This window comes from Thalassobius sp. MITS945101 (assembly GCF_047123305.1).
Classification (GTDB): Bacteria; Pseudomonadota; Alphaproteobacteria; order Rhodobacterales; family Rhodobacteraceae; genus Thalassobius.
Genome location: NZ_CP138918.1, coordinates 289,506 through 315,102, shown reverse-complemented (window position 1 = coordinate 315,102; position 25,597 = coordinate 289,506). Strand labels below are relative to the sequence as shown.

General features: G+C 60.2%; 24 protein-coding genes and 2 riboswitches. Of the genes, 11 read left to right on the top strand and 13 right to left on the bottom strand.

What is annotated here, in order from left to right; translation table 11 throughout:
- Window positions 1-11 precede the first annotated feature (11 nt).
- Together SIC14_RS01560 and SIC14_RS01555 are read right to left on the bottom strand one after the other, a co-directional pair.
- Window positions 12-845: an EAL domain-containing protein gene (locus tag SIC14_RS01560; protein ID WP_412564098.1), complete on the bottom strand. Its 834-nt coding sequence runs from the start codon at window positions 843-845 to the stop codon at window positions 12-14.
- A gap of 76 nt (window positions 846-921) precedes the next feature.
- Window positions 922-1,485 carry a TlpA disulfide reductase family protein gene (locus tag SIC14_RS01555; protein ID WP_412564097.1) on the bottom strand — a complete coding sequence of 188 codons (564 nt, stop codon included), beginning with the start codon at window positions 1,483-1,485 and terminating at the stop codon, window positions 922-924.
- Window positions 1,486-1,507: 22 nt separating this feature from the next.
- On the opposite strand from SIC14_RS01555, the gene argH reads away from it, so the two are divergent.
- Together argH and SIC14_RS01545 are read left to right on the top strand one after the other, a co-directional pair.
- Complete coding sequence (gene argH, locus SIC14_RS01550; RefSeq protein ID WP_412564096.1) at window positions 1,508-2,899, top strand: argininosuccinate lyase; 1,392 nt, start codon at window positions 1,508-1,510, stop codon at window positions 2,897-2,899.
- Window positions 2,896-3,069, top strand: a complete 174-nt coding sequence (locus tag SIC14_RS01545; protein ID WP_412564095.1) for a hypothetical protein — start codon at window positions 2,896-2,898, stop codon at window positions 3,067-3,069. The genes argH and SIC14_RS01545 overlap by 4 nt, the downstream gene beginning before the upstream one ends.
- Before the next feature lie 38 nt (window positions 3,070-3,107).
- Here the strand turns inward: SIC14_RS01545 and SIC14_RS01540 are convergent, their stop codons facing one another.
- A complete protein-coding gene (locus SIC14_RS01540) occupies window positions 3,108-4,001 on the bottom strand; it encodes an SDR family oxidoreductase (protein WP_412564094.1) in 894 nt (297 codons plus the stop codon).
- Window positions 4,002-4,102: 101 nt separating this feature from the next.
- On the opposite strand from SIC14_RS01540, the gene SIC14_RS01535 reads away from it, so the two are divergent.
- Window positions 4,103-4,699, top strand: coding sequence for a TetR/AcrR family transcriptional regulator (locus tag SIC14_RS01535; protein WP_412564093.1), 597 nt, complete (start codon window positions 4,103-4,105; stop codon window positions 4,697-4,699).
- Window positions 4,700-4,714: 15 nt separating this feature from the next.
- On the opposite strand, the gene SIC14_RS01530 is transcribed toward SIC14_RS01535, so the two are convergent.
- The 4 genes from SIC14_RS01530 to SIC14_RS01515 form a co-directional block, all read right to left on the bottom strand.
- Complete coding sequence (locus SIC14_RS01530; protein WP_412564092.1) at window positions 4,715-7,366, bottom strand: TIGR02302 family protein; 2,652 nt, start codon at window positions 7,364-7,366, stop codon at window positions 4,715-4,717.
- Between the two features lie 33 nt (window positions 7,367-7,399).
- Window positions 7,400-8,665 (bottom strand): diaminopimelate decarboxylase, encoded by a 1,266-nt coding sequence (gene lysA / locus SIC14_RS01525; RefSeq protein ID WP_412564091.1) that lies wholly within the window; start codon window positions 8,663-8,665, stop codon window positions 7,400-7,402.
- A 149-nt stretch (window positions 8,666-8,814) separates the two neighbouring features.
- Window positions 8,815-10,011, bottom strand: coding sequence for a sensor histidine kinase (locus tag SIC14_RS01520; RefSeq protein ID WP_412564090.1), 1,197 nt, complete (start codon window positions 10,009-10,011; stop codon window positions 8,815-8,817).
- A gap of 330 nt (window positions 10,012-10,341) precedes the next feature.
- Complete coding sequence (locus SIC14_RS01515; protein WP_412564089.1) at window positions 10,342-11,931, bottom strand: 2-isopropylmalate synthase; 1,590 nt, start codon at window positions 11,929-11,931, stop codon at window positions 10,342-10,344.
- Window positions 11,932-12,213: 282 nt separating this feature from the next.
- On the opposite strand from SIC14_RS01515, the gene SIC14_RS01510 reads away from it, so the two are divergent.
- Entirely contained in the window at window positions 12,214-12,879 is a 666-nt protein-coding gene (locus SIC14_RS01510) for an SDR family NAD(P)-dependent oxidoreductase (RefSeq protein WP_412564088.1), read from the top strand.
- Between the two features lie 19 nt (window positions 12,880-12,898).
- On the opposite strand, the gene SIC14_RS01505 is transcribed toward SIC14_RS01510, so the two are convergent.
- Window positions 12,899-13,276 (bottom strand): winged helix-turn-helix transcriptional regulator, encoded by a 378-nt coding sequence (locus tag SIC14_RS01505; RefSeq protein WP_058245044.1) that lies wholly within the window; start codon window positions 13,274-13,276, stop codon window positions 12,899-12,901.
- A gap of 181 nt (window positions 13,277-13,457) precedes the next feature.
- On the opposite strand from SIC14_RS01505, the gene SIC14_RS01500 reads away from it, so the two are divergent.
- On the top strand, window positions 13,458-14,246 hold the full coding sequence (locus SIC14_RS01500; protein ID WP_412564087.1) for a nuclear transport factor 2 family protein: 789 nt from the start codon (window positions 13,458-13,460) through the stop codon (window positions 14,244-14,246).
- A 65-nt stretch (window positions 14,247-14,311) separates the two neighbouring features.
- Here SIC14_RS01500 and SIC14_RS01495 read toward each other — a convergent pair whose 3' ends face one another.
- Both SIC14_RS01495 and SIC14_RS01490 read right to left on the bottom strand, forming a co-directional pair.
- On the bottom strand, window positions 14,312-15,181 hold the full coding sequence (locus tag SIC14_RS01495) for a hypothetical protein (protein ID WP_412564086.1): 870 nt from the start codon (window positions 15,179-15,181) through the stop codon (window positions 14,312-14,314).
- Between the two features lie 118 nt (window positions 15,182-15,299).
- Window positions 15,300-16,712: a 2-isopropylmalate synthase gene (locus tag SIC14_RS01490; protein ID WP_412565805.1), complete on the bottom strand. Its 1,413-nt coding sequence runs from the start codon at window positions 16,710-16,712 to the stop codon at window positions 15,300-15,302.
- Between the two features lie 208 nt (window positions 16,713-16,920).
- Between SIC14_RS01490 and SIC14_RS01485 the strand changes: the two genes are divergently transcribed.
- Both SIC14_RS01485 and SIC14_RS01480 read left to right on the top strand, forming a co-directional pair.
- On the top strand, window positions 16,921-18,585 hold the full coding sequence (locus SIC14_RS01485; protein WP_412564085.1) for an NAD+ synthase: 1,665 nt from the start codon (window positions 16,921-16,923) through the stop codon (window positions 18,583-18,585).
- Between the two features lie 203 nt (window positions 18,586-18,788).
- Window positions 18,789-19,214: a DUF1801 domain-containing protein gene (locus tag SIC14_RS01480; RefSeq protein ID WP_412564084.1), complete on the top strand. Its 426-nt coding sequence runs from the start codon at window positions 18,789-18,791 to the stop codon at window positions 19,212-19,214.
- A 15-nt stretch (window positions 19,215-19,229) separates the two neighbouring features.
- On the opposite strand, the gene SIC14_RS01475 is transcribed toward SIC14_RS01480, so the two are convergent.
- On the bottom strand, window positions 19,230-20,162 hold the full coding sequence (locus SIC14_RS01475) for an MBL fold metallo-hydrolase (protein WP_412564083.1): 933 nt from the start codon (window positions 20,160-20,162) through the stop codon (window positions 19,230-19,232).
- A gap of 179 nt (window positions 20,163-20,341) precedes the next feature.
- On the opposite strand from SIC14_RS01475, the gene gltX reads away from it, so the two are divergent.
- Window positions 20,342-21,667: a glutamate--tRNA ligase gene (gene gltX, locus SIC14_RS01470; protein ID WP_412564082.1), complete on the top strand. Its 1,326-nt coding sequence runs from the start codon at window positions 20,342-20,344 to the stop codon at window positions 21,665-21,667.
- Window positions 21,668-21,787: 120 nt separating this feature from the next.
- Here gltX and SIC14_RS01465 read toward each other — a convergent pair whose 3' ends face one another.
- Together SIC14_RS01465 and SIC14_RS01460 are read right to left on the bottom strand one after the other, a co-directional pair.
- On the bottom strand, window positions 21,788-22,237 hold the full coding sequence (locus tag SIC14_RS01465) for a cyclic nucleotide-binding/CBS domain-containing protein (RefSeq protein WP_412564081.1): 450 nt from the start codon (window positions 22,235-22,237) through the stop codon (window positions 21,788-21,790).
- Between the two features lie 368 nt (window positions 22,238-22,605).
- The gene (locus tag SIC14_RS01460) at window positions 22,606-23,214 is read right to left on the bottom strand and encodes a gamma-glutamylcyclotransferase (protein WP_412564080.1); all 609 of its coding nucleotides are present in this window, start codon (window positions 23,212-23,214) and stop codon (window positions 22,606-22,608) included.
- A 92-nt stretch (window positions 23,215-23,306) separates the two neighbouring features.
- Here SIC14_RS01460 and SIC14_RS01455 point away from each other — a divergent pair, with 92 nt between their 5' ends.
- The 3 genes from SIC14_RS01455 to gcvH all read left to right on the top strand — a co-directional run bounded on the left by SIC14_RS01455 (window position 23,307) and on the right by gcvH (window position 25,574).
- On the top strand, window positions 23,307-23,753 hold the full coding sequence (locus tag SIC14_RS01455; RefSeq protein ID WP_412564079.1) for an RrF2 family transcriptional regulator: 447 nt from the start codon (window positions 23,307-23,309) through the stop codon (window positions 23,751-23,753).
- A gap of 58 nt (window positions 23,754-23,811) precedes the next feature.
- Window positions 23,812-23,900: riboswitch (glycine riboswitch) on the top strand.
- Window positions 23,901-23,976: riboswitch (glycine riboswitch) on the top strand.
- An 84-nt stretch (window positions 23,977-24,060) separates the two neighbouring features.
- On the top strand, window positions 24,061-25,185 hold the full coding sequence (gene gcvT / locus SIC14_RS01450; RefSeq protein WP_412564078.1) for a glycine cleavage system aminomethyltransferase GcvT: 1,125 nt from the start codon (window positions 24,061-24,063) through the stop codon (window positions 25,183-25,185).
- A gap of 29 nt (window positions 25,186-25,214) precedes the next feature.
- Entirely contained in the window at window positions 25,215-25,574 is a 360-nt protein-coding gene (gcvH, locus tag SIC14_RS01445; RefSeq protein WP_412564077.1) for a glycine cleavage system protein GcvH, read from the top strand.
- Window positions 25,575-25,597 lie beyond the last annotated feature (23 nt).

Sequence of the window (25,597 nt, the reverse complement as noted above, 5' to 3'; positions counted from 1 at the left end):
CGCGCGGGCGATCAGCCCACCCCTTTGCGGTTTTCGGGCAACCAAGGCGGCTGCATCGTGGGCGCGGCAAAGTGGTACCCCTGCAGACAATCCACCCCAACGGTGCGCAGCCAGGTGGCGGTGCTTTTCTCCTCTACCCCGGTGGCGACAGTCATCATCGAGAACTTGCGCGAGATCTGCGCCATGACCTGTACCAGCAGCTGGTTGGAGGGTGTGTTGCGCATCTGGGCGCAGAATTGCTGGTCGAACTTCGCCAGATCAAAACGGAAATCCCTGAGGTGGCGCAGTGATGTCAGGCCGGCTCCAAATTCATCCAGCGCAAAGGCAATTCCATGACGTCGCATCTGCCGCATGAATCCCATCACCAGTTCGGGCACGCGCATTGCAGAGGCTTCGGTGATCTCAAGGATCAGGCGTTCGCCAATGCTGGGATCCTGCGCCAGACCGGCCCGCAGCACCCGCAGCCATTCCCCGTAACCGATGGAACGGGCGGACATGTTGAGCGAGAGCCGCACCTCGGGGGCGTCCAGCAAGGTTCGCAACCCCAACTCCAACGCGGCGCAGTCCAATTGGCGGCCCAACTCCTGCTCTTCGGCGATCTGGATGAAGTCGCGGGCCGGAATCACCCGGCCGGTCGGGTCCATCACCCGCAACAGCCCCTCATAAAAGGCGACATGGCCCGCGCGCCGGGCCTCCATCACCGGTTGATAGGCCAGAAATACCTCCCCGTGGCGCAGGGCTGCACGCACCGTATTCAACACATCGACGTCACGGCTGTGAACGGCATAGGACAACGGGCTATCTTGCCCGGGGGGCACATCAACCGGGGGCGGGCGGCGTTGCATCTGCATCCTCCTGATAGAATCAGAAAGAGCATGCCTCAGCGCTCCCTAACAGGCGCTTAACGGCTGGTGCGCAGCCTCAGCTTTCACCGGCAATCAATGTGGTGACCAGCGCGCGAGCGTCGTCATGATGCCATTCCGCGTCGCCAATCAGGCGGCCAATCTCGCGGCCCTCGCGGTCCAGCAGGACGGTCAGCGGCAGGCCAATCACCGCCATCTGGCGGGCCAGTTGTTGTTTGGGGTCGCGGTGCAGCGGCAGGGTCTGGATGTCGACCTCGGCAAAGAATTTCTTCATCGCAGGGATCGGGTTGCGACCGGTGGCAATGGTGATGACCTCAAAATCATCACCGCCAAACTCGGTGTTGAGGGCGTCCAGCGCCGGCATCTCTGCCCGGCAAGGCGCACACCAGGTGGCCCAGAAGTTCACCAGCACATATTTGCCTTCATAATCCGCAAGCGACACCGGAGCATCGTCGATGGTCACGAAATCCTGCCCTTTCAGCACCTTGGGTTCGGCATGCACAATCAGTTTGCGCATGTCACCAGCGCGCATCTCGCGCAGGCCATCAAGGTCCGTCGCCGCAGCGCCATTTGCACCAAGCATCAAGGCCGTATAAAGGACGGTGGCAACAATCTTTCGCATTTTTCCTCCCAAGGGGCAGACCATGAGTGACAAATCCTCGAACCAGATGTGGGGCGGCCGTTTCGCTGCCGGGCCAGACGCGATCATGGAGGCGATCAACGCCTCGATCGGCTACGACCAGCGCATGGCCAAACAGGACATCGAAGGTTCCAGGGCCCATGCCGCCATGTTGGCTGCCACAGGCATCATTACTGATAGCGATGCCGAGGTCATTCGGGAAGGGCTGCTCACGGTCTTGTCAGAGATTGAAAGCGGCACCTTCCAGTTCTCCACCGCCCTGGAAGATATTCACATGAATGTTGAGGCCCGTTTGAAAGAGATCGTGGGCGAACCTGCAGGCCGTCTGCACACGGCGCGGTCGCGCAACGATCAGGTGGCCACTGACTTCAAGCTTTGGGTGCGCGATCAGATCGACGCCGCCATCGAAGGCATTGAGGCGCTGATCCAGGCGCTCGTTGGTCAGGCTGAGGTGGGGTATGACTGGGTGATGCCGGGCTTCACCCACCTGCAGACCGCCCAGCCGGTGACCTGGGGCCACCATATGATGGCCTATGTGGAAATGCTGGGCCGAGACCTCAGCCGCTTTCAGGACGCCCGTGCGCGGATGAACGAATCGCCGCTGGGCGCGGCGGCGCTGGCTGGCACCTCTTTCCCGATCGACCGCCATATGACGGCGGCAGCGCTGGGGTTTGACCGTCCGGCGGCAAACTCGCTGGATGCGGTGGCGGATCGTGACTTCGCGCTGGAGTTCCTGTCCAACGCTTCGATCTGCGCCATGCACCTGTCGCGCTTTGCCGAAGAGCTGGTGATCTGGTCTTCGGCGCAGTTCCGCTTTGTTACTATGTCGGACAAGTGGTCCACCGGCTCATCGATCATGCCGCAGAAACGCAACCCTGACGCGGCTGAACTGCTGCGCGCCAAGCTGGGACGGATCTTTGGCGCCAATGTTGCGCTGATGACCGTGATGAAGGGCCTGCCGCTGACCTATTCCAAGGACATGCAGGAAGATAAGGAACAGGTGTTCGATGCCGCCGACAACTTCTTGCTGTCGCTTGCTGCGATGACCGGCATGGTCAGTGATATGACCGGCAACAAGGACTCGCTCGCCGCCGCGGCTGGCTCTGGCTTCTCCACCGCGACTGATCTGGCGGATTGGTGTGTACGGGCGCTGAACATGCCGTTCCGCGACGCCCACCATGCGACCGGTTCGCTGGTGGCCCTGGCCGAGGAAAAAGGCTGTGACCTCCCGGATCTGACGCTGGAGGACATGAAATCGGTCAACAACCAGATCACCGAAGAGGTCTTTGGCGTGCTTGGGGTTGATAATTCCGTGGCGTCGCGCATGTCTTACGGGGGCACGGCACCTGCGCAGGTGTTGGTGCAAATCAAACGCTGGAAGAAAGAACTGGAATGAAACCACTTCTCCTGACCCTCAGCCTGCTGGCGCTGGCTGCCTGTGGTGTCGACGGCGAACCGTTAAAGCCTGCGGCGACGGCCTCGGTGAATATCGGTAAGAACGGTGTGACCACCTCTGGCGGTGTGGGTGTAAGCAAAGGCCCACTGTCAATCGGATGGCGGCTCTAAACCGGATTTAAAAGCCGCCAGGGATCTGGCGGCTTTTGTTATTTAGCCTCTGGCTTAGCGGCAAGGGCTTTGAAATGTGCGCCTAGAGTTTTCGCGCCATAGGCCGGACCAATGGCATCCTGCGCACTGGCCGCAAGGAAGAACTCAAACGGCCCCCAGATGTGGCGCGGTGTCAGCGGTTTGAGGAGGGCCAGTAAGGCCACAGCCAACCCACGCGGCAAGTGGGTGATCCTGACCGGTTGCCCCAGCGCCGCAAAGGCCAGCGCGCCGATTTCATCAAGGCTCAGCACCTCCGGCCCGCCAATTTCCAGATCATTTTCGCCACGTTCCAGAGCATCAAGGATTGTCTGCGCCAGATCCGCGCCTTCAATCGGGTTCAGCCGCACGCTACCATCCCCAACCGCCCAGATCCTGCCGCTGCGGGCCATGTCTAGCACCGCCTCCATATCCACAAAATAGCCGCCGGGTCGGAAGATGTGGCTTTCAATCTGCGCGGCCCTCAGCGCCTGCACAAATTGCGATTTTGCGGCGAGCAGGTCGGATTTGGGTTTGCCGCGTACCAGCGCATGCACATAGGCAAAACGCGGCACACCGGCCGCCTGCGCAAGGTCGAGCAGGTTCATATTGGCCTGAAAATCCACATCTTTGTACCGCAGCTTGTCCTTTTGCCGCGTTAACCCCAGGGCAGAGATCATCACATCCGTTCCTGCCAGTGCCGCCTGTAAAGGGGCCAGAGTTTCCGGCTGGGTTGCTTCGCCCTGCACAATGGTGACCCCATCGGGAAACCGCGCCTTGGACGCGGCGCGGACCAAGGCGGTGACCTGATGGCTGCGCTTGTGCGCCTCGCGGACCAGATGGCGCCCCAGATAGCCTGTCGCGCCGGCAATACAGATCCTCAAAGGGATGGGTTTGGTTGGGGTGATTGTGGGCATTTTGCGACTCACGTTTAAAATGACTTGTTGGTCATTTATAGTGCTTTTAAATGACTTTCGAGTCATTTATGATGGCTTTGGTTTTGAGATGAGGCGCGAACATGCCCAAAATTGTTGATGTAGAGGCCATGCAGGACCGTATCCTAAGCGCGGCTTTCAGCTGTTTCGCCACCCGTGGCTATCACGCAGCACGCATGTCGGATGTGGCGCAGGCGGCGGGGCTCGCGAAGGGAACGCTTTACCTCTATTTTTCAAGCAAGGCCGCCTTAACCCAAGCGTTGATCGCGCGAGAGTTCGCCATGATCGAGGCTATCAGCAAGCAGGGCCCGCCCGCTGATTTGGCGAGCCTGATGGAACAGCTACGCGATACGCTGCTGCGGGGTGGGGAGAACCGGCAGGCAATCCGCATGTTCTTTGAGGTCATGGGGCCGGGGTTGGAAGACGGCGGTCTGCGGCAGCTGATCGCAGGGTATTTTCAACGGTTGGGGCAAAGCTACAGCGCCGCGCTGACCGACCTTCAGGCTCAGGGCGCCATCCGGCGGGATGTGGAGCCCGAAGCGGCGGGGCGTGCGCTGGCGGCGATGCTGGACGGGATGATCACCCACGCGGCGCTGTTTGACATTCCTGAGGTCGCCTTTGCCGGCCAAGTCGAGGCCAGCTTGCAGGTCATCGAGGCCGGCTTGATGCTACGTGCCTGACATCACGTGCCAAAATCAGAACCGGTCAAGCAAGCGTTTCAGGTAGTCCAGCTCTTCCTCAGGACGTCCCCCTTCGCCCGAGCGGCGGCGGATTTCGTCCAGCAACTCACGAGCACGGCGGTAGACATCTTCGCCCTGCAGCATGTTGTCGTCGCCGTTCAGCGCCCCGCCTGATCCGGGATTGCGGCCTAGCGGGTCCCGTTGCGCCCCAGCAGTGTTGCCATCGGCCTGTCCCTGACCCGGTTGCTGTTCGCGCTGCGCCTCTGCCAGCGCCTCACCCAGATTGCGCATGCCTTCGCGCAGTTGATCCATCGCTTCGGCCTGTTGGTCGATGGCACCCGCCAGATCGTTCTGCCGCAGCGACTGTTCTGCACCATCCATCGCCCGTTCGGCGCCCCGCAGGGCCTCGCGGGCGGCATCCCCCGCGTCCGAGCCTTGACCGGGCAGGTTGCCAAGCTGCCGGTTCAGCTCATCCCGCAGCGCCTGCTGACGATCGGCAAGGCTGCGTTGATCGGGCTGACCGTCTTGGCCGCTCTGACCCTCTTGCCCAGGCTGACCACCGGGGCCTTCGCCGTTCTGGCCCTGACCGTTCTGGCCTTCGTGGCTCTGGCCGCGGCCCTCGCCACCATTGCGGCCTTCGTTCTGTTGTGACTGGCCCTGATTGGCGTTGGGGTTGAACTGTTCCTGCAGATCACGGAAGGCCTGATCCGACAGCCCCTGCTGATCGCGCAGGGTTTCGGCCAGATCGTCCATCGCCTGTTGCCCCGGCGAGGGCTGCCCCTGTCCCTGGGTGACCTGCATGTTCTCCATCAGCTGCTGCAACTCTTCCAGCGCCTGCTGCGCCTCTGCCATGCGGCCTTGTTCCATCAGCTCTTGAATGCGGTCCATCATCGCTTGCAGATCGTTCATATCCATCTGCATCGAATTCTGATTTTCCGCCTGTTCAAACTCGTCCATGTCCTGCTGTTCTTGTTGCGCCTGACGGGACAGTTGCCGCAGGTAATCCTGTGTGGCGTCGCGCAGCTCCTGCATCAATTCGGCGATCTCCTCCTCCGAGGCGCCGTTGCGCATGGCTTCGGACAGACGTTCCTGCGCGGCCTGCATCCGTTCCAGCGCATCGTCGATGTCGCCATCCTCTAGCTGCACCGCCAGATCCCAAAGCGCTGCGGCCAGTTCGGTGACGGTCTCATCGGTCAGCCCCGCTGGCGTGGCCCCCTCGAGACGGCGCAGGATTTCGCGGAATTGCAGGTAGCTGCCTTCGTCACGGAACAGGCGGTCTTCGGGTTTCCAACTGATCGCCCGCATGATCTGCGCCACGCGCGGGGCGTTGTCGCGGTTCCACAGCAGGTCACGCCGTTGTTCGATCACCGCCGCCGCCATCGGGTCAAAGAAGCGACGCGCAGGCAGAGGGATCAGCAACGGTTCGGCCATGCCGGACTGACCGGCGGCATCTTCTACCGCGAAGGCAATCTCGACCGGCAGATGCGCCCAGGGGTGCTGCGAAAAATCTTCGATCAGGGTCTCGGTGAACTCAGCGCGGGATCCAGCGATGGGCAGCGGCAGGTTGCTGATCAGCGCGTCACGGTGTTCCGGTTCCAGTGACAGGCCAAAGCGGCGGTCCACCGCCGCCAGATCAAGCGAGATCGTGGCAGTGCCGCCAATGATGCCGTAGTCATCCGTGGCCTCGAAATCGAGGCTCATCTGCCCCTCAAAACTGGTTTCCGGTGCAGCCGCGATGGCCACGCGCGGGGCCATGTCGGGCAAGACGGTCACCGCCCAGCTGCGCCCGCCCGGGCCTTCAATGGTCAGCGCGCCGTTTTGAGTGATATCGAGGGTCTGTTCCGGTGCGGAGCGGTCAGCTTCTGCGTTTTCAATGGGTTGGCCGGAAATGGTTTCGCGCAAGGCCAGCGCCCCAACCTCGCCGTAAAGACGCAGGATCAGCCGGCTGCCTTCCGCCACCTCCAAGACGTCATCGCTTTGATCCGCCAGATAGCGGGTCGGCAGCCCGGTGTAGCTCGGCGCTTCAATCCAGCCTTCCCATGTTGGACCAGCGGCCAGCGCCTGTCCGGTTCCGGTCAGGCCATCCACCTCCGCCACACGGGCGAGGGAGCCAAACAGCAGCCCAACCGCCAGCACCAAAGCTGCCTGCAGGCGCAGCCCGTAGGGATCGCGTTTCGGTAATACCACATCCGGGGCCACAGCGCGGGCCGCGTCCATGCGTTTGGCCATGCGCGCCTGATGCGCCCGCCACAGCGCGCTGGAGGCGGGATCACCTGCGCCAATTGCCTGCGTGTCGAGAACGGTCTGGATCGGGCGTCCCGTCAGGGTGGCGTCCACCCGTGCCAGCGCCGCGCCTTTGGCGGGCAGCCGGAACGACCACAGCCCCCAGCCCAAGGTTCCGATCAGCCCAAACGCCGCCAGTCCCGCCCCGATTTGCAGGGCCACTTGCGGCAGCATCTCGGGCAGGCCGATCATCAACAGGCCAATGGCGACCATCGCCAGGGACCAGAACGGCCAGAACGCCAGCGCCAGGTTTTCAGACAGCAGCCCCAGCCAGGTCAGCCGGATCGGCCACAGCGGCAGGCGCACCGGTTTGGGTGCATCCGCTGCCAGTGGGCCAACGCTGTGATCAGCTGTGTTTTCCGATACGGCCTTCGGGTCTGTCATCCGCTCTCCCCGCGCTGCAACGCGGGGATCGCATTACAGCCACTCTGGGATGGTATCTCGATTCATCATCTCGTCAAACGTTGGTCGTTCGCGAATGACGGCAAATTGATCCCCATGCACCAGAACCTCGGGGATCAGCGGGCGGGTGTTATACTCGCTCGCCATCACCGCGCCATAGGCCCCGGCCGAGCGGAAGGCGACCAGATCGTCTGGCGCCAGCGGGGTCATCATGCGTTCTTTGGCGAAAGTATCGCCGGTTTCACAGACCGGCCCCACGATGTCATAGGGCTGCTGTTCAACGCCTGCTTCGGGTTCCACCACCGGCACGATGTCGTGATGGGCCTCATACATGGCAGGGCGCAGCAGATCGTTCATAGCGCCGTCGAGGATTAGGAAATCACGACCTTCGCCGGATTTCACATAGATCACCTTGGAGACCATGATCCCGGCGTTGCCTGCGATCAGTCGGCCCGGTTCAATTTCAATCTCACAGCCCAGATGGCCCAGCTCTTCCTTGATCATCGCGCCATATTCCACCGGCAGCGGCGGGGCTTCGTTGGAGCGGGTGTAAGGAATGCCCAGACCACCGCCCAGATCAAGGCGGATGATCTCATGGCCGTCTTCACGCAGGCTCTCGGTCAGATCAGCCACTTTGCGATAGGCCTGACGGAAGGGCTCCAGGTCGGTCAGCTGACTGCCGATATGCACGTCGATGCCCACAACCTTCAGGCCGGGCAGTGCGGCGGCGCGGGCATAAACTTCGCGGGCGCGGGCAATCGGAATACCGAATTTGTTTTCAGATTTGCCGGTGGCGATTTTGGCGTGGGTCTTGGCATCCACATCCGGGTTCACCCGCACAGTGATCGGCGCAACCTTGCCCAGCTCCAGCGCCACCGCGTTAATCACTTCCATCTCAGGTTCGGATTCAACGTTGAACTGGCGGATACCGCCGGTCAGGGCGGCGCGGATTTCTTCGGCGGTTTTACCCACGCCGGAGAAAACGATCTTGTCGCCCGGCACGCCCGCCGCAATGGCCCGAGCATATTCCCCACCCGAAACCACATCCATACCTGCACCCGCCTGCGCCAGTGTTTTCAGGATTGCCTGGTTGGACGCCGCTTTCATCGCGTAGCAGACCAGATGGTCGATGCCGTTCAGCGCCTCGTCAAACAGGCGGAAGTGGCGCAGCAGCGTGGCGGTGGAATAGCAATAGAACGGCGTGCCCACCTTGGCCGCGATTTCTGCCACAGGCACATCTTCGGCATGCAAAGCGCCATCGCGATATAGGAAATGATCCATCTGTTCCGCCCTTCCAATTCTGTTCCCAAGCCTCATAGCCACACGGGCGCGTTGGTTCAATGTGTCAAAGCTACGGAGAGGCGGGGAAAGGGGGCGATCAGGTCACATCTGCGTGGCTGCGGCCACAGGTTGGTGCTGTGGGTGTCAGGTCAAGCAACGGGCACTTCGACCCAGATGTGGGTGCCAATGGTGCTGCCTTCGCTGTTGCCCTTGTCCAGACCAATCCGGCCGCCCATCGCGTCGATATAGGATTTCGCAATAGTCAGGCCAACGCCGCTGCCGGATTTGGTGCCATAGGTCTGGTCCAGCCGCTCATAGGGGCGGAACACTTGATGCCGCCGCGCCTCGGGAATGCCGGGGCCGGTGTCGCTGACCATGAGGCGGACAAACCCGGAAGGGCCGTCCTCGATCGACAGGCGGATTTTGCCGTGGTTCGGCGTATAGGCCACGGCATTTTCGACGACCTGGGTCATCGCCTCGGTGAACATGATGCTGTCGACCAGCACCTTGCGGTGATTGGTCTTGCTGATCTCCAGCGCGATGTCCTTACGCTCGATCTTGTCGCGGAAGCGTTCGGTGATTGGCTCGATCAATCCCAGGGGATCTGCGGCCTCGCTGCGGGTTTCATAATTGCCCGCGGTGATCCGACCATAGGCCATGCTCTTTTCGGTCAGGCTCAGGATATCGGAGCCCGCATCGTCAATGATCCGTGCCAGACGTTTGATATCGGGGGTGGCCCGCGGGTGATGCGCCAGCAGGTCAGACGCCCCGAGGATGGCGTTCAGCGGCGTGCGCATCTCATGGCTCATCGAGCGCAAGAAGGTGGTTTTTGCCTTATTGGCGCGTTCTTCATTGCGCAGTGAACGGCGCATCGCGCGGGAGTAATTCTGGGTGACCCAATCATAATAGGCAAATTCGATGGCCACGAGGGCAAAGACCATGATCGACTGGCTATAGCCGAAAATCGCTGAAACCTCCGGGTCGATCTCAACAAAGGCGCCGTTGCCATAGTTGGTCACCATCAGGATGATCCACAACACCAGCGGCAGGGTGCAAAGCGCCAGGGTCACTTTGCGCCGCTCCCGCCAGGACATCACAATGAACGGCAGGCCAACAAACGCTAGCAAAAACAGCGCGATGTTGCTGTTGGGATCAAGAAAGAACGCGGCGGCAAAGGTTGAGAGGTTGGCAAAGACCAGCAGGTTGACCCGCGCCAAGGTGTGGCGGCCGATGTGATGCAGGTAGCCGGAAAACAGAAAACCAGCGATGGCCACGCCAGAGGCGATGCCGGAATAAAATCCGCCAAAGAAGACGTTTGTCGCACCGCTGTAAAACGCAAGCAGCATCAGGATGAGAACCACCGAATAGGAGGTTCTCACCTGTCGGCGATACCGCTGCGGCGCCGGAAAAATCCGACTGTTTCCGATGTTCAGACGCCTGATCACGCTTGTCTTTGTCCCCAACGTCGAAGACCGGTCACCACGAAGTGGCGTGACCGGCTCGCAGGGAGGGCTTAGCTCATTCATGGGCGCAAATATACACCAACCTTGGTCGCAGCGATCAGGCCCCGACCAATGAGTCATAAAAAAGCCCCGGAGGATATATCCGGGGCTCTCTTTCGACGGTGTGACAATTTATGCGCGTAGGCCTTAAAACAAGGCATTTTGCGCAAGGAATCAGTGCATGTCTTTGTAATTGATCTCTTTGTTGTCGCCGCCCGGCGCCACTTTTTCGCGGCGCACGATCAGGCGGTTCAATGCCGAGATATAGGCCTTCACACTGGCCACCACCGTGTCGGTATCCGCAGAAGAGCCGGTGGCAATGCGCCCGTCCTCTTCCACTCGCACAGAAACAGTGGCCTGCGCATCTGTGCCTTCGGTCACAGCGTGCACCTGATAAAGCTGCAGACGGGCGCCATGCGGATACAGCATTTTCACCGCGTTAAAAGCCGCATCCACAGGGCCGTCACCGGTGGCGTCGATGTTTTTCTCTTCGCCGTCAATCTCAAGCGTTAGATCAGCCTCCTGCGGGCCGTCGGTGCCACAGATCACCCGCAGACGTTTCAGCTGGATGGTATCGGCGTCGGCCTGACCGGCCTCGACCTGCACCAGCGCAATGATATCATCGTCAAAGACCTCTTTCTTGCGGTCTGCCAGCTCTTTGAAACGCACAAACAGATCGTTCAACTGATTGTCGGCCAGTTCAAAGCCAAGTTCCGTCATCTTCGAGCGCAGCGCCGCACGGCCCGAATGTTTGCCAAGCGGCAGCGAGGTGCCGGCGATGCCCACATCTTCGGGGCGCATAATCTCAAACGTCTCAGCGTTCTTCAGCATGCCGTCCTGATGGATGCCGCTTTCATGGGCAAAGGCGTTCTTGCCCACAATTGCCTTGTTGAACTGCACGTTAAAGCCCGACACCGCTGCCACACGGCGCGAGATGCCCATGATCTTGGTGGTGTCGATGCCGGTGGCATAGGGCATGGTGTCATTGCGCACCTTCAGGGCCATCACAACCTCTTCCAGTGCGGTGTTGCCAGCGCGTTCGCCCAGACCGTTGATGGTGCATTCGATCTGACGCGCCCCCGCCTCAACCGCCGCCAGCGAGTTGGCGGTCGCCATGCCAAGGTCATTGTGACAATGGGTGGCAAAGATCACCTCATCCGCACCTGGCACATTGGCACGAATCTTGGCGATCAGGTCAGCGCTTTCACGCGGGATGGTGTAGCCCACCGTGTCAGGGATGTTGATGGTGGTGGCGCCGGCTTTGATCGCGATCTCGATCACCCGGAACAGGTAGTCATGTTCGGTGCGCAGCGCATCCATCGGCGACCATTGCACGTTGTCACAGAGGTTGCGGGCGTGGGTCACGGTCTCATGGATCTTCTCGGCCATCTCATCCTTGGTAAGGTTGGGAATGGCGCGGTGCAGCGGCGAGGTGCCGATAAAGGTGTGAATGCGCGGCTGGGCGGCGTGTTTCACCGCTTCATAGCAGCGGTCGATGTCCTTGAAGTTGGCACGCGACAGGCCACAGATCACCGAGTTCTTGGAACGCTGGGCGATCTCTTTCACCGCGTTGAAGTCACCTTCCGAGGCGATGGGGAACCCGGCCTCGATGATGTCCACACCCATTTCGTCCAGCATCTCGGCAATTTCGAGCTTTTCGTCATGGGTCATGGTGGCGCCGGGGCTTTGTTCGCCATCGCGGAGCGTGGTGTCAAAGATCAATACGTGATCTTGCGCGGGGGATGTGGTCGCGGAATCGGTCATGTCAGGTCTCTTATGTAATTACGTGCGTAAGCCGGTGGTTGGGTTTTGCGGGTTTGGGCGCGAAACAGGCACATCCTCTGAGCGGTCGCGCCAAAACGGCACGCTCAGAGGCGGCTTAGCAGTAGGATGAGGGCAGCCGAAACGCCCGCGCAGCCAGCACGGGGATCGGTCGAAATGATATGGCCCTTCATCATCATGGGGCGAAGTTATAACCGGCTTGTTTGAAATGAAAAGTGGGAATCTGCCCTTGGCAGGGGCTTATCTGTCGCTAGATCAGCCCTCATGAAACGCGCATTGATTATTGGCGCCTCCGGTGGGATCGGCGCAGCGGTTGTTGCAGAGCTGGTGCAGCGCGGTGTGGCTGTCACCGCACTGTCGCGGTCGCAACAGGGTTTGGACATTACAGATGAGGCCTCGGTGCAGGCGCATTTGCAAGCGTTGCAGGGGCCCTATGATCTGATTTTTGTCGCCACTGGCGCATTGCATGGTGCGGGGCAGCCGCCGGAAAAGACCCTCAAGGCGCTGGACCCGGCTGCGATGCAGGATCAGTTTGCGGTCAACTGCCTTGGGCCTGCCTTGGTTTTGAAACACGCGCTGCCCTTGCTGCCGCGTCAGGGCAGAGCGGTCTTTGCGGCGCTGTCTGCACGGGTGGGATCCATCGGCGACAATCGGCTGGGTGGCTGGATCAGCTATCGCAGCGCCAAGGCGGCGCTTAATCAGGTGATCCACACTGCTGCGATTGAATTGGCCCGCAGTCACAAGGGCGTCATCTGCGCCGCGCTGCATCCGGGCACGGTGACCACTCCGTTTACCAAAAACTATGCCGCCCGCCACACAACCGTTCTTCCAGAAACGGCGGCCCACAACCTGCTGGAGGTCATTGCGGGGCTAACTCCCGAAGACAGCGGTGGGTTTTTCGACTGGCAGAGCAAGCGGGTGGTCTGGTGAAGCGCTAACCGGGAGCCCACTACTTTGCGTTGGCCCGATCATACTCCATCCGGGTTTGCCGCACCGGGTCCATCTGATCATGTGACCAGAACACCAACGGTTTCAGCAGCTCCAGCAGGCTACGCCCGCGAGGCGTCAGCTCATAAGACACGGCCACCGGCGGGCCGGGATCAACCGTGCGCGTCAGATAGCCATCGCGCTGCAATCCGCGCAGGTTCTCTGTCAGCACGCTCTGGGTCACATCGCCGATACAGCGTTTCAGATCGCCAAACCGTTTCGGCTCATCCTCCAGCGCTAGAATGACGATCATCCGCCACTTGCCCGTCACATTGGACAGCACGGATCGGATGCAGCAGTTCGAGGCCTCGGCCTTATTGGCAACGCCAATTGGTAGCATGATCATTCCTAGTAGTGATTCGCAACTTACCTCTACAGTAACGAAGCCTCCGAACCTCAACAAGTACTGCCTGCACGAGCAGGTAGGGTCCAGCATACCAGGTCACTTCAAGGTACGTAATTGCTATGCGGTATGAATTTGATACCACTTAGTCACACCCTACGAATGAGAGGATCACACCATGGCCATCAAAGAACTTGTCATCGCTCTTTTCACCGCCGCCTTCGTCGATCACGATCACGATCACGATCACGATCACGATCCCGAGGCCGCCCGTCAGCTGGTGACGCCTGACTACATTCAGCACAATCCGCAGGTGCCCACCGGGGCTGACGGGCTGGCCGGGCTGATCCCGCTGGTGGCACAGTCCGGCATGACGGTGAAAACCCACCGCGTCCTGTCCGAAGGTGATCTGGTTGTGCTGCACAGCACCTTTGAAAACGCCGATGCTTTCGGCGCCCCGACCCTCGCCGCCTTCGACATTTTCCGGGTGGAGGATGGCAAGGTCGCCGAACATTGGGACAACCTGAAACCTGTGCCAGGAACCACCGTTTCCGGCCGTGGCATGACCGATGGCGCAACCGAGATCACGGATCGCGACAAAACCGAGGAGAACAAGGCGCTGGTCTTGGGCTTTGTGCGGGACGTTCTGGGCGGTGCCGCCCCGGAAAAAGCGCCGATGTATTCTGAGGTCTACATGCAGCACAATCCCAACCTTGCCGACGGGATCGACGGATTGTTCGAGGGCACCAAAGCCTGGGCCGATCAGGGCTTCGTCATCACCAAGTTTGAACCGCAGATTGTTGTGGCGGAAGGCAACTTTGTCTTCGTCGCCTCTGACGCGGTGGTCAGCGGTAAACCCTGGGCCTTCTTTGACCTCTGGCGTGTAGAGGAAGGCAAAATCGTCGAACACTGGGACGTCGTTGCCCCCACCCCCGCCGAAATGGTTCATGGCAACGGGAAGTTTTGAGTCCTAAAACCTGTGTGTCTGCTTGAGGCAATCATGAGGGGCGGCATCAGCCGCCCTTCGCTTTTTCAGATCCGCGATTCCTCGGCCAGTTTGCGTCTGAGAAACTCCATACGGCCTTGCATGGCAGGGGATGGATCGTTGCCCAGACGGTCCATCAAAGCGGGGATTTGTGGGGTCACCTCTGGGTTTTGCTTATGCGCGATCAGCCCATCTGCCGCATTCAGCCGTACCCCACGTGCTTTGTCTGCGGTGGCTGTTTCAAGCACTTGCAGCAGAGGCACATCGACGGACAGAGGCCGGGTCTTGTAAACGCGTTCCAATCGCCGCTTGCCCAGCGATTTGTCTACCCAAACCAACTGGGTTGCACCTGTAGGCCAACGTATTTCTCCGGTCAGTAGGCAAGTCAGGGCCGTGCCGCGTATATGCGGCAGTGTGGTCTTCGACGCGATCTCCTGCAGATGTGCATCCAGCAGCAAATTGCCGTTTAGGAGGGCAAAGACCTTCCCTAATTTGGCTTCCCGGCTGTGCAGGAACTCGATCAACAAAACGTCCAACACGTCCTGACGTCGCAACAGATCATAGGCCACGTCGCGCGGGGTGGGCTGGGGGCCCTTTGTCCACCTTTGCCATGTACCCATTTGCGGCAGTAGGGTTTTCAGTATCGGAAGCCAAACTTCGGCGCTTGTTGTCTCCACGCAACGTAGCAGTGCCGCCATTGCGGCGGACCGGACCTTCGGTACCCAGTCGTTAAGCCGCAAAAACACCGCGCGGATCGTTTCGGGATCGTTAACAGGACCGTCAAGCTGATTTAAAGCCGCCTCGCGCACGAACCCACTGTGGTTGTTGAGTCTTGCCTCAAGCGGGTTGTTAGGGGCGGGCGGTGTGGACTGAATAGACCGGCGCCTTGCAATGACTTTTGCCAATATACGAAACATCTGGTGACTTTCAAAAAACGGTCTTCGAACTGTGCGTGTGAGTTACGAACACGGTGTAGTGTAAACAGGCATAGAAAAAGCCCCGGCAGGACCGGGGCTTTTGTCATTTTGTCGGGCTTCAGTTGCCGGTTGCTGCGTCGGTTGTCGTGTCCGTCGCCGGGGCATCTTTGTTCAGGGCGCCGTTTTCCCAGGTGCCGCTGGCTTCTTGGCCGGTGGCGTAGCGCATGGTGCCCTGACCCGAGCGTTTGCCGTTCTCGAACGCGCCTTCATAGGTGTCGCCATTGGCATATGTGGCGATCCCGTTGCCCGAGATCTCACCGGCGGCCCATTGGCCAACGTAGCGGAAGCCGTCCGGCATCACCAATTCGCCGATCCCTTCGCGCTGGCCACCCACAAAGTCGCCCTTGTAGATTGTGCCGTCGGCGTAGGTTGCCTGGCCTTTGCCATGCCGCTGCCCCTGCAGCCAGTCGCCTTCATAGCGGTACCCGTCGGCATAGGTCATGATGCCAAAGCCGTGGTTCTGCGCATTGAGGAAACCACCCTCATAGGTCAGCCCGTTGGGATAGACCGCCTTGCCCTGGCCTTCGATCACACCTGTCTTCCAGTCGCCTTCATAGGTGGCCCCATCAGGATAGGTGATTTTGCCAATGCCATCGGCCAGACCGGCGCGGAATTGACCGGCATAGATTGAGCCGTCCGGATAGGTCACAGTGCCGTCACCTTCGATCTGGCCGGCCACCCAGCTGCCATCGTAAAGATAGCCGTCCGAGCCGGTGAATACGCCGGCGCCGTGGCGTTTGTCATCTTTGAAGGCGCCTTCATAGGTGTCGCTGTTGGCATAGGTCACCTTGCCCTGACCCTCACGGCGGCCCCCTACCAGCATGCCCTCATAGACATCGCCATTGGGCTGGGTCAGACGGCCCTTGCCGTTGATCTGACCGTCTTTCCACAGACCTGTGTAAATCAGCCCGTCCGGCATGGTCAGTGTGCCCTGGCCCTCACGCGCACCGCGCGCCACGGCCCCTTCATACACCGCGCCATCGGGGTAGGTGATTTTGCCAAGCCCCTCCTTCACCCCATCGGTCCAATCGCCGTCATAGACGTAACCGCCGGGGCTTTGCATCAACCCGCGGCCATGATGCATCGCGTTGAGGAACCCGCCCTCATAGCGCACACCATTGGCATAGGTTGCAACGCCCTGACCGGTGATCTTGCCCTCGGCCCAGTCCCCTTCATAGGTGCCGCCATCGGTAAAGACGATCTTACCCAGCCCATGCGGTTTGCCTTTCTCAAAGGCCCCCTCATAGACCGATCCGTTGGGGAAGCGTGCGACGCCAAGGCCTTTGATTTCCCCCTCGACCCACTGGCCGGTGTACTCATAGCCATTGGGCAGCCGATAGGTACCGGCGCCATGCTGCAGACCGCCCTTGAAGGTGCCTTCATAGACCCCGCCATCGTCATATTGCTTGGTCAGAACATCAGTGTTGCCGCTGCTGTCCTGTGCCTGGCCTGCACCGGCGCTGAATGTCATCCCCGAAATCAGAACCGCTTGAAGAATGTGCTTTTTTGCCATGTTTAATCCCGAAATCCCCCGTCACGCGGGGGCTTTGTCCTCTCCTGAAGCAGGAAAAACCTAGGCGGTTCCTTGCGATCAGGCAACGGCTTTCCGTTCAAATCGGCTTTCCCTTGCCGGATGATCTGATACATCACTCTTGTGACGCGTAAGAGGAGCGCTGGATTTGGCCGATACTTTCCGACTGACACTGGCCCAGCTGAACCCCGTGATGGGGGATCTGGACGGCAACGCAGACAAGGCCCGCACCGCCTGGGCCGCCGCCAAAGAAGCAGGCAGCCAGTTGGTGGCCCTGCCTGAGATGTTCCTGCTGGGCTACAACGCTCAGGATCTGGTGATGAAACCGGCGCTGCAGGCCCGCGCCTATCAGCTGATGGAGGCGCTGGCCGCTGACTGTACTGACGGACCCGCCATTGCGATTGGTGGGCCCCTGGCCGAAGGCGACAAGCTGTTCAACGCCTATTACATCCTGTCGGGGGGCAAAATTGCCCATATCCGTCGCAAACACCATCTGCCCAATTACACCGTCTTTGACGAAGAACGCCTGTTCGACCACGGGCCGATGGCCGGCCCCTATGAGGTGGAGGGGGTGCGCATCGGCTCCCCGATCTGCGAAGACGCCTGGTTCGAAGATGTCTCGGAAACGCTGGAAGAAACCGGCGCCGAGTTCCTGCTGGTGCCCAATGGCTCGCCTTATTATCGCGGCAAGTTCGAACGCCGGATGAATCACATGGTCGCCCGTGTGGTCGAAACCGGCCTGCCGCTGATCTACCTCAACATGGTGGGGGGACAGGATGATCAGGTCTTTGACGGCGGCTCTTTTGTCCTGAACCCCGGCGGCGCACTGGCGCTGCAGCTGCCGCTGTTTGATGAGGCGCTGGCCCATGTCACCCTGAAACGGACCGTCGATGGCTGGCAGGCCGAAGAAGGCGACAAGGCCACCCTGCCGGAAGAGATGGAGCAGGACTATCGCTGCATGGTCGACAGCCTGCGCGACTACTGTGGCAAATCCGGTTTCAAAAAGGTGCTCTTGGGCCTCTCCGGCGGCATCGACAGCGCCATTGTCGCCACCATTGCGGCCGACGCTTTGGGGCCGGAAAACGTGCGCTGCGTGATGCTGCCGTCGGAATATACTTCGCAAGGCTCGCTCGACGATGCCGAGGCAATGGCAAAGAACCTCGGCTGCCACTACGACTATGTGCCAATCGCCGAAAGCCGTCAGGCGGTCACCAGCACCTTGGCGCCGCTGTTTGCCGGCCATGATGAGGACCTGACAGAGGAAAACATCCAGTCCCGCCTGCGTGGCCTGTTGCTGATGGCGCTTTCCAACAAGTTTGGCGAGATGTTGCTGACCACCGGAAACAAATCCGAGGTCGCCGTCGGCTATGCCACGATCTACGGCGATATGAACGGCGGCTACAATCCGATCAAGGACATGTATAAAACCCGCGTCTTTGACGTCTGCCGCTGGCGCAATGCCAATCATCGCCCCTGGATGAAAGCGCCCGCAGGCACGGTTATACCCGTCTCGATCATCGACAAACCCCCGAGCGCCGAACTGCGCCCCGACCAAAAAGACGAAGACAGCCTGCCCCCCTATGAGATCCTCGATGGGATCCTCACGATGCTGGTGGATGAGGAAGCCTCAGTCGCCGATTGCGTGGCCGCGGGCTATGAGCGGGACACGGTGAAACGGGTGGAGCATCTGCTGTTGATCAGCGAATACAAACGCTTCCAATCCGCCCCCGGCACCCGCCTGTCGCGCAAAGCCTTCTGGCTGGACCGCCGCTACCCCATCGTCAACCGCTGGCGTGACCCCAGCGGCACTTGATTCATCCCGTAACCAAATTGTGCGCCCCTGATCGGGGCGCGCTGGATTTTTCGGGCCTTATGGCCCTCGGGTTGCCTTCGGCGGGAGGTTTCGGGGCAGGTGAAAGGCGGATTTCATCTTGCCAAAAATACTCACTGCGCAGCCCATCCGCCTGCATAGCGCAACTGGCTTGATCCCCGCATGTCTCTGCGTCAGCATGGGGCATGGCCAATAAAACCCAACCCCACGATCTGAACCCACGTGATTTCCTTGCGACTGTAGAGCCTGCTCGGCGGCGCGAGGATGGCATGGTTCTGCTGGATCTGTTCCAGCGTGTCACTGGATATCAGCCCACCATGTGGGGGCCGTCGATCATTGGCTATGGCCGCTATCATTACCGCTATCAGTCGGGGCGTGAGGGAGATTTTCTGGCCACTGGCTTCAGCCCGCGCAAGGCGAACCTGTCGATCTACATCATGCCGGGCTATCAGGATTACGCAGAGATCCTCGGCCGTTTGGGCAAACATAAGCTGGGCAAGTCCTGCCTCTATGTGAACAAGCTGGCGGATATTGATCTGGAGGTTCTGGCGGAATTGATCCGCAGTGGATTGCAGGATCTGGACCGGATCTGGCCGGTCCAGCCTGCGTGAGCCTTTCCGAGAAGATTAGAGCATGTGTTGATAGCTGGCAGCGGTGTAATGGAAGCCGTCGCCGCGGGATTCGACATAGCCCATGCCGGGGAAGGGCATGTGGTAACCGATGAACGGCACGCGGTCTGCGGCCAGCATCGACAACACCTTGCGGCGGGTCTGGGCGGCGGCGGCTTTGTCCATGTCAAAACGCACCTCCCAATCGGGATAGCCCAGCGACCAGACATAGTGATTGGCAAAATCCGCCGCGATCAGCAGCTGTTTGCCGCCCGACTCCAGCATATAGGTCATATGGCCCGGCGTATGGCCAAAGGCCGCCATCGCGGTGATGCCCGAGGCCGGGCTGTCGCCATCGCCGATCATCGCCATCTGTTCGGCCAGCGGGCGCACGTTGCCTTCGAAGCGTTCGTTCTCGGCCCCAGCCCAATGGTCAAACTCTGTCGATCCGGTCACGTAGCGGGCATTGGGGAAGGTGGCGGCGCCATCGGTCAGCAGGCCGCCAATGTGATCGCCATGCATATGGGTGATCACCACCAGATCCACCTGATCGGGTGTATAACCCGCGGCCATCACCGCGGCAGCGATGCCTGCGCCGTTGAGGCCGGTGTCAAACAGCACCAGCTCATTGCCCGTGTTAACGATGGTGGGGGTGAAGAAGAACTGCGCCTTATCGGTGGGGATATTCGCCATGTCCGAGGCTTGGGCAAACTCCGCGGCGCTGACATTCATGCCAAAGATCTTTTGCGGCTCTTCCACGGTGCGGGTGCCGGCCAGCAGCGTGGTGACCTCCATCTCGCCCAGTTTGAAGCGGTTGAACCTGGGTGTCGCGGCACCCAGCATTTCGGCAGCGGCAAACGCAGGGGACGGGCTAAGGGCGCCTGCAACGGGCAGGGCTGCACCCGCCAGCAACAGATGGCGGCGCGAAAGTAACGGGGACGTCAGGGGCATTCGGGGTTCCTCCACAGATCAACGGGTCAAGATCAGTGGCTCAGGAGGGTAGGCGGCTTGGCGCAACAGTCCCGCGCTTTCACGCTTTCGTGATAACCAGTGCGCGCCCCTTGGAAATACAGCCTCAACTGGACAAATCGCACAACCTGTGACATGTGGCCCAGCAACAGGAGATCACGATGACCGTTACCCGTTTTGCCCCTTCGCCGACAGGCTATATCCATGTTGGCAACCTGCGCACCGCGCTGATGAACTACCTGATCGCCAAAAAGGCGGGCGGCAAGTTCATTCTGCGCATTGATGACACCGACCCAGAGCGGTCGAAAGAAGAATATGTCGACCAGATCCAACGGGATCTGGAATGGCTGGGGCTGGAATGGGATGTGATGGAGCGTCAGTCGCTGCGTCTGGACCGCTATGCCGAGGCTGCGGATAAGCTGCGCGACATGGGCCGCTTCTATGAGGCGTTTGAAACCCCGACTGAGCTGGACCTGAAACGTAAGAAACAGCTGAACATGGGCAAACCGCCGGTCTATGACCGCGCCGCGCTGGCCCTGTCTGAGGCTGAAAAAGACGCTCTGCGTGCGGAGCGTGGCGATGGCGTGTGGCGTTTCAAGCTGGACCACCAGCGGATTGAATGGACCGATGGCGTGCTGGGGGATATCTCGATCGACGCGGCCTCGGTTTCCGATCCGGTGCTGATCCGTGCCGATGGTCAGGTGCTTTACACCATTGCCTCGATCGTGGATGACACCGAAATGGGTGTGACCAATGTTGTGCGTGGCTCCGACCATGTGACCAACACCGCGACCCAGATCCAGATGATCCAGGCGCTGGGCGGCACGGTTCCAGCCTTTGCCCACCATTCGCTGCTGACCGGCCCGCAGGGTGAGGCGCTGTCGAAACGTCTGGGCACCTTGGCGATCAAGGACCTGCGCGAACAGGGGGTGGAGCCGCTGGCGCTGCTCAGCCAGATGGCGCGTCTGGGCTCTTCTGATCCGGTGGAGCTGCGGTCCTCGATGGCGGAACTGGCAGAGGGCTTTGACATCGACAAATTCGGCTCAGCGCCGACCAAGTTTGATGTGCAGGATCTGTTCCCGCTGACCGGGCATTATCTGCAGACCCTGCCTTTGGCGGCTGTGGCAGATCAGATCGCCGAAATTGGCGTGCCCGCAGATCTGGCGGAACAGTTCTGGACCGTGACCCGTGACAACATCACTGTGCGCGGTGACCTCAAAAGCTGGTGGGAGATGTTCCGCGATGGGGCAGAGCCTGAGATTGCCGATGAGGACAAGGAGTTCATTGCTGAGGCGATGAAACTGCTGCCCGAAGGCCCGTTTGACGGCGACACCTGGAAAAGCTGGACCGCAGCCGTGAAAGAGGCCACTGGCCGCAAAGGCAAAGGCCTGTTCATGCCGCTGCGCAAGGCGCTGACCGGTCAGGGTCACGGGCCTGATATGGGCGACGTGATGCCGCTGTTACAGGTGGTAAAGGCGCGCGGCTAAACGCTGTTCCTGCGAGCCAACACCAAAACGCAAGACCCCCGCGATGTTGCCATCGCGGGGGTTGTTCTTGCGGCCTTCTGGCGATAGGGGGCCCGCCTTGGGGCCGCCGGGGGGAAACCCTTAGGCGAACTGCAGCTTGGTGTCGGTGTCGAAACCGGCCAGGCCCAGGTTCTGGACCGCCATGGTCGACAGTTCGGTGATCACTTCACGGATCGAAATCATGCCGATCACTACGCCGTTTTCGACAACGGGCAGGTGGCGGATGTTGTTCTGCATCATCACGGCGATGGCAACAACGATGGTGTCGTCGGCCTTGGCCACGATGGGATCCGGCGTCATCACGTCGCGGATCGGGGTTTTGACGGTGCGCAGTTTGCCACCAATGCAGCGGCGTACGATGTCACGCTCGGAGATCACACCAACCAGCGTGCCATTGTCATCGATGACCGGCAGCGCGCCAACCTTGCGGTTGGTCATAACCTTACAGGCCTGACGGGCCATGTCATCGGGCGAGACGCAGAACAGGCGACGTTTGCGGATGATCTGCGATACTGACTTCAACTTCTTCATGTTTCCCCCTTCAAGAGCTCTTTCGATATGTCCGATTTGTGCCATGGTAAAAAAGCCCTCTTGAAACGTTCTAAAAATTACAAAGTGATGATCCATCGCGGCAGCTAAGGATCGTTTTTCCCAGTATGAAGAACGGCCGGATATGGCCCCATTTGACCCCCTCCTTAGGTATGGTTTGGGGTCTCTTTGGGTGGGGAGGGACGATTTTTTGGCAAAAATTCGGGGGATTTGGCCGGATTGTTCACAAATTCGGGGCAAAAAAAGAGGGATTTTGCCTAACATGGTCAAAAAGATTTAGCGGAAATCTGCATTTTAGGGCCGCGTCTTACGGCGCGCGGCCCGGCACGTCTTTGCGGGGCTTTGGGGGATTACCCGCGCAGCCCAGCATCAAAGGCGGCACGTTCGGCCTCAGTGTGCTGCACCGTTTTGGCCCCCACATCCATCAGCATCCGGTCCACCAGCTGCTGCTCTGCGGCTGAGAGCGCTTGCGCGCGCGGGTAATAAGGTGCGGCGCGGTCATCTAGGATCGGCGCCTCCCAGCCATCGGTGGTGGCAAAGAAATCCGCCACACCCGCTTCGCCAAATTCCTCCAGGTAGCCCTGCACCACCACGTCGAGATAACTGAGCAGCACCGGATGCGCCCGATCTGGCGCGCCGTGTTTGCCTTCGGGGATGGCGTAGATGGCCACCTCGGGGCGTTGGGGCAGCGGATGGTCCATCGCCTCGGTCAGCGCGATGCGGTCATAGGCAAACTCGCGGGTGTCCAGTGCCGCCCAGTCATTGCCCGGCACCCCGGCAATCAACCCGTCAATGGCACTGTCCGCATAAGGAATCGCGGTCAAAAACGCAATGGGACGCAACGCCGTATGGCGCCAGGCCCGTCGCCAACCGGACACTTTGACCCGATGCGCATCGGCGTAAACATGGGTTTTCCGGTTCACCAGAGACCCGTAACCAAAGAAAAATGCATCTGTCATGCAGGAAATTTACCCTCTCTTGATCCATATCAATCCCTCACAAAGCTGTGAGGGGCATGATTGTCGCACCCTAGTCGTGTGAGGCCGTATCAATGCGTATTACCAAACGAACCAACATAGCGATCCGTATCTTGATGTTCTGTGCGGCCAATCCCGAACGTCTGGTGACCAAATCGGAAATCGCCGAAAGGTGCAATGCCTCGGAAAACCATCTGGCACAGGTGATCAACCAATTGGGGCAACTTGGCTTTCTGCGGACCCAGCGGGGGCGCAATGGGGGGCTGATGCTGGGGCGCGCGGCGACGGAGGTCCGGATCGGTGATGTGTTCCGCTCGCTGGAGGCTTCGGTGCCGCTGGCGGAATGTTTTGCCGATGTCGACAACACCTGTCCTCTGGTCGAAGCCTGCCGCCTGCGACTGGCACTGGCGGACGCGGCCGAGGCCTTTTTTGCCCACCTTGATGAGGTCACCCTAGATTCGCTGGTTTGCGGCAATGACCGTCTGCTGGAGATCCTGGCGCCCGCAACCTGTCGCTCGTGAAACGAAAAACGTCGCATTGAATCACTTGCTCTGAAAATCCGACTGGGATAATCACCTCGTCAACTGATCGGGAGAACTGGCCGTGCGCCAGTGCCGAAGGAGCAACCGCCCCGGAAACTCTCAGGCCAAAGGGACCGATCAGGGCTGACTACTCTGGAGAGAGGCGTGAAAACACGTCCGCCGAAGGGATAACGATCTCAGGCACCGTGACAGAGGGGGCATCAGTGGCGCGGCTTCGCTGCGTCTGAATGATGCCGGACGGGGACTCTAGGACACCGACCCGGTTTTGCGACAGCTGGGAGGCGACATGTCCGAACTGAAATCCCTCACCTTGGATGCATTGCATCGTGAACTGGGCGGCAAAATGGTGCCGTTCGCGGGCTATGAAATGCCGGTGCAATATCCTGCTGGTGTGATGAAGGAACACCTCCACACCCGGAGCCAGGCCGGTCTGTTTGACGTCTCGCACATGGGGCAGGTGATCCTGCGGGGCTCTTCTTACGAAGAGGCGGCTCTGGCGCTTGAGGCGCTGATCCCGGTGAATGTGGCGGGTCTGAAGGAAAACCGTCAGCGTTACGGTTTCTTCACCAACGATCAGGGCGGCATTCTGGACGATCTGATGTTCGCCAACCGGGGCGATCATATCTTTGTTGTGGTGAATGCCGCCTGCAAAGATCAGGATATCGCCCTGATGCAGAACGGCCTGCCCGAAGGCGTTGCCGTTGAAGTGATCGAAGACCGCGCCCTGCTGGCGTTGCAAGGCCCTGCGGCTGAGGCGGCCCTTGCCGCGCTGAACCCCGCCGTTGCGGATATGAAATTCATGGATGTGGGCATCTATGACCTGAACGGTGCGGAATGCTGGATTTCGCGTTCGGGCTACACCGGCGAAGATGGCTATGAGATTTCGGTTCCGAATGATGCGGCCGAGGCCTTTGCCCGCAAACTGCTGGAAGACGAACGTGTGCTGCCCATCGGCCTGGGTGCCCGTGACAGTCTGCGTCTTGAGGGCGGCATGTGCCTTTACGGTCATGACATCGATGAAACCACCAGCCCGGTTGAGGCCGCGCTGACCTGGGGCATCCAGAAAATCCGCCGCACCGGCGGCGCCCGCGAAGGCGGCTTCCCCGGCGCGGAACGTATTCTGGCCGAGCTGGAAACCGGTGCACCGCGCGCCCGTGTTGGCCTGAAGCCGCAGACCCGCGCCCCGATGCGCGAAGGGGTCGAACTTTACGCCACCGACAACGGCGGCGCGCCGATCGGCAAGGTGACCTCGGGCGGCTTTGGCCCCTCGGTCGAAGGCCCGGTTGCAATGGGCTATGTCGCGACCGAAAATTCCGAAACAGGAACAGTTCTTTACGGCGACGTACGTGGTAAACGTATGGCCGTGGAAGTTGTCGCGTTGCCCTTCGTGGCGGCGCAATTCAAACGATAATCCAGATCTCGACAGGGAAGGATCCAGACATGAAATTTACCGAAGATCACGAATGGCTCACCGCCGATGGCAACATCATCACCGTGGGCATCACCGAACACGCCTCGACCTCGCTGGGCGACGTTGTGTTTGTGGAACTGCCGGAAACCGGCACCCAGGTCGCCAAAGGCGATGAGATCGTTGTGATCGAATCCGTGAAAGCGGCCTCGGACATCGTGGCCCCGGTTGAAGGCGAGATCGTTGAAGTGAACGAAGCGCTGGAAGATGAGCCGGGCAAGGTGAACGAAGACCCGACCGGCGCTGCCTGGTTCTTCAAGATCAAGGTCGATGACGCCTCGGTGATCAACGAATACATGGACGAAGACGCCTATAAGGCGCTGGTCGACTAAGCGCCCTAACGGACGCCGGACGG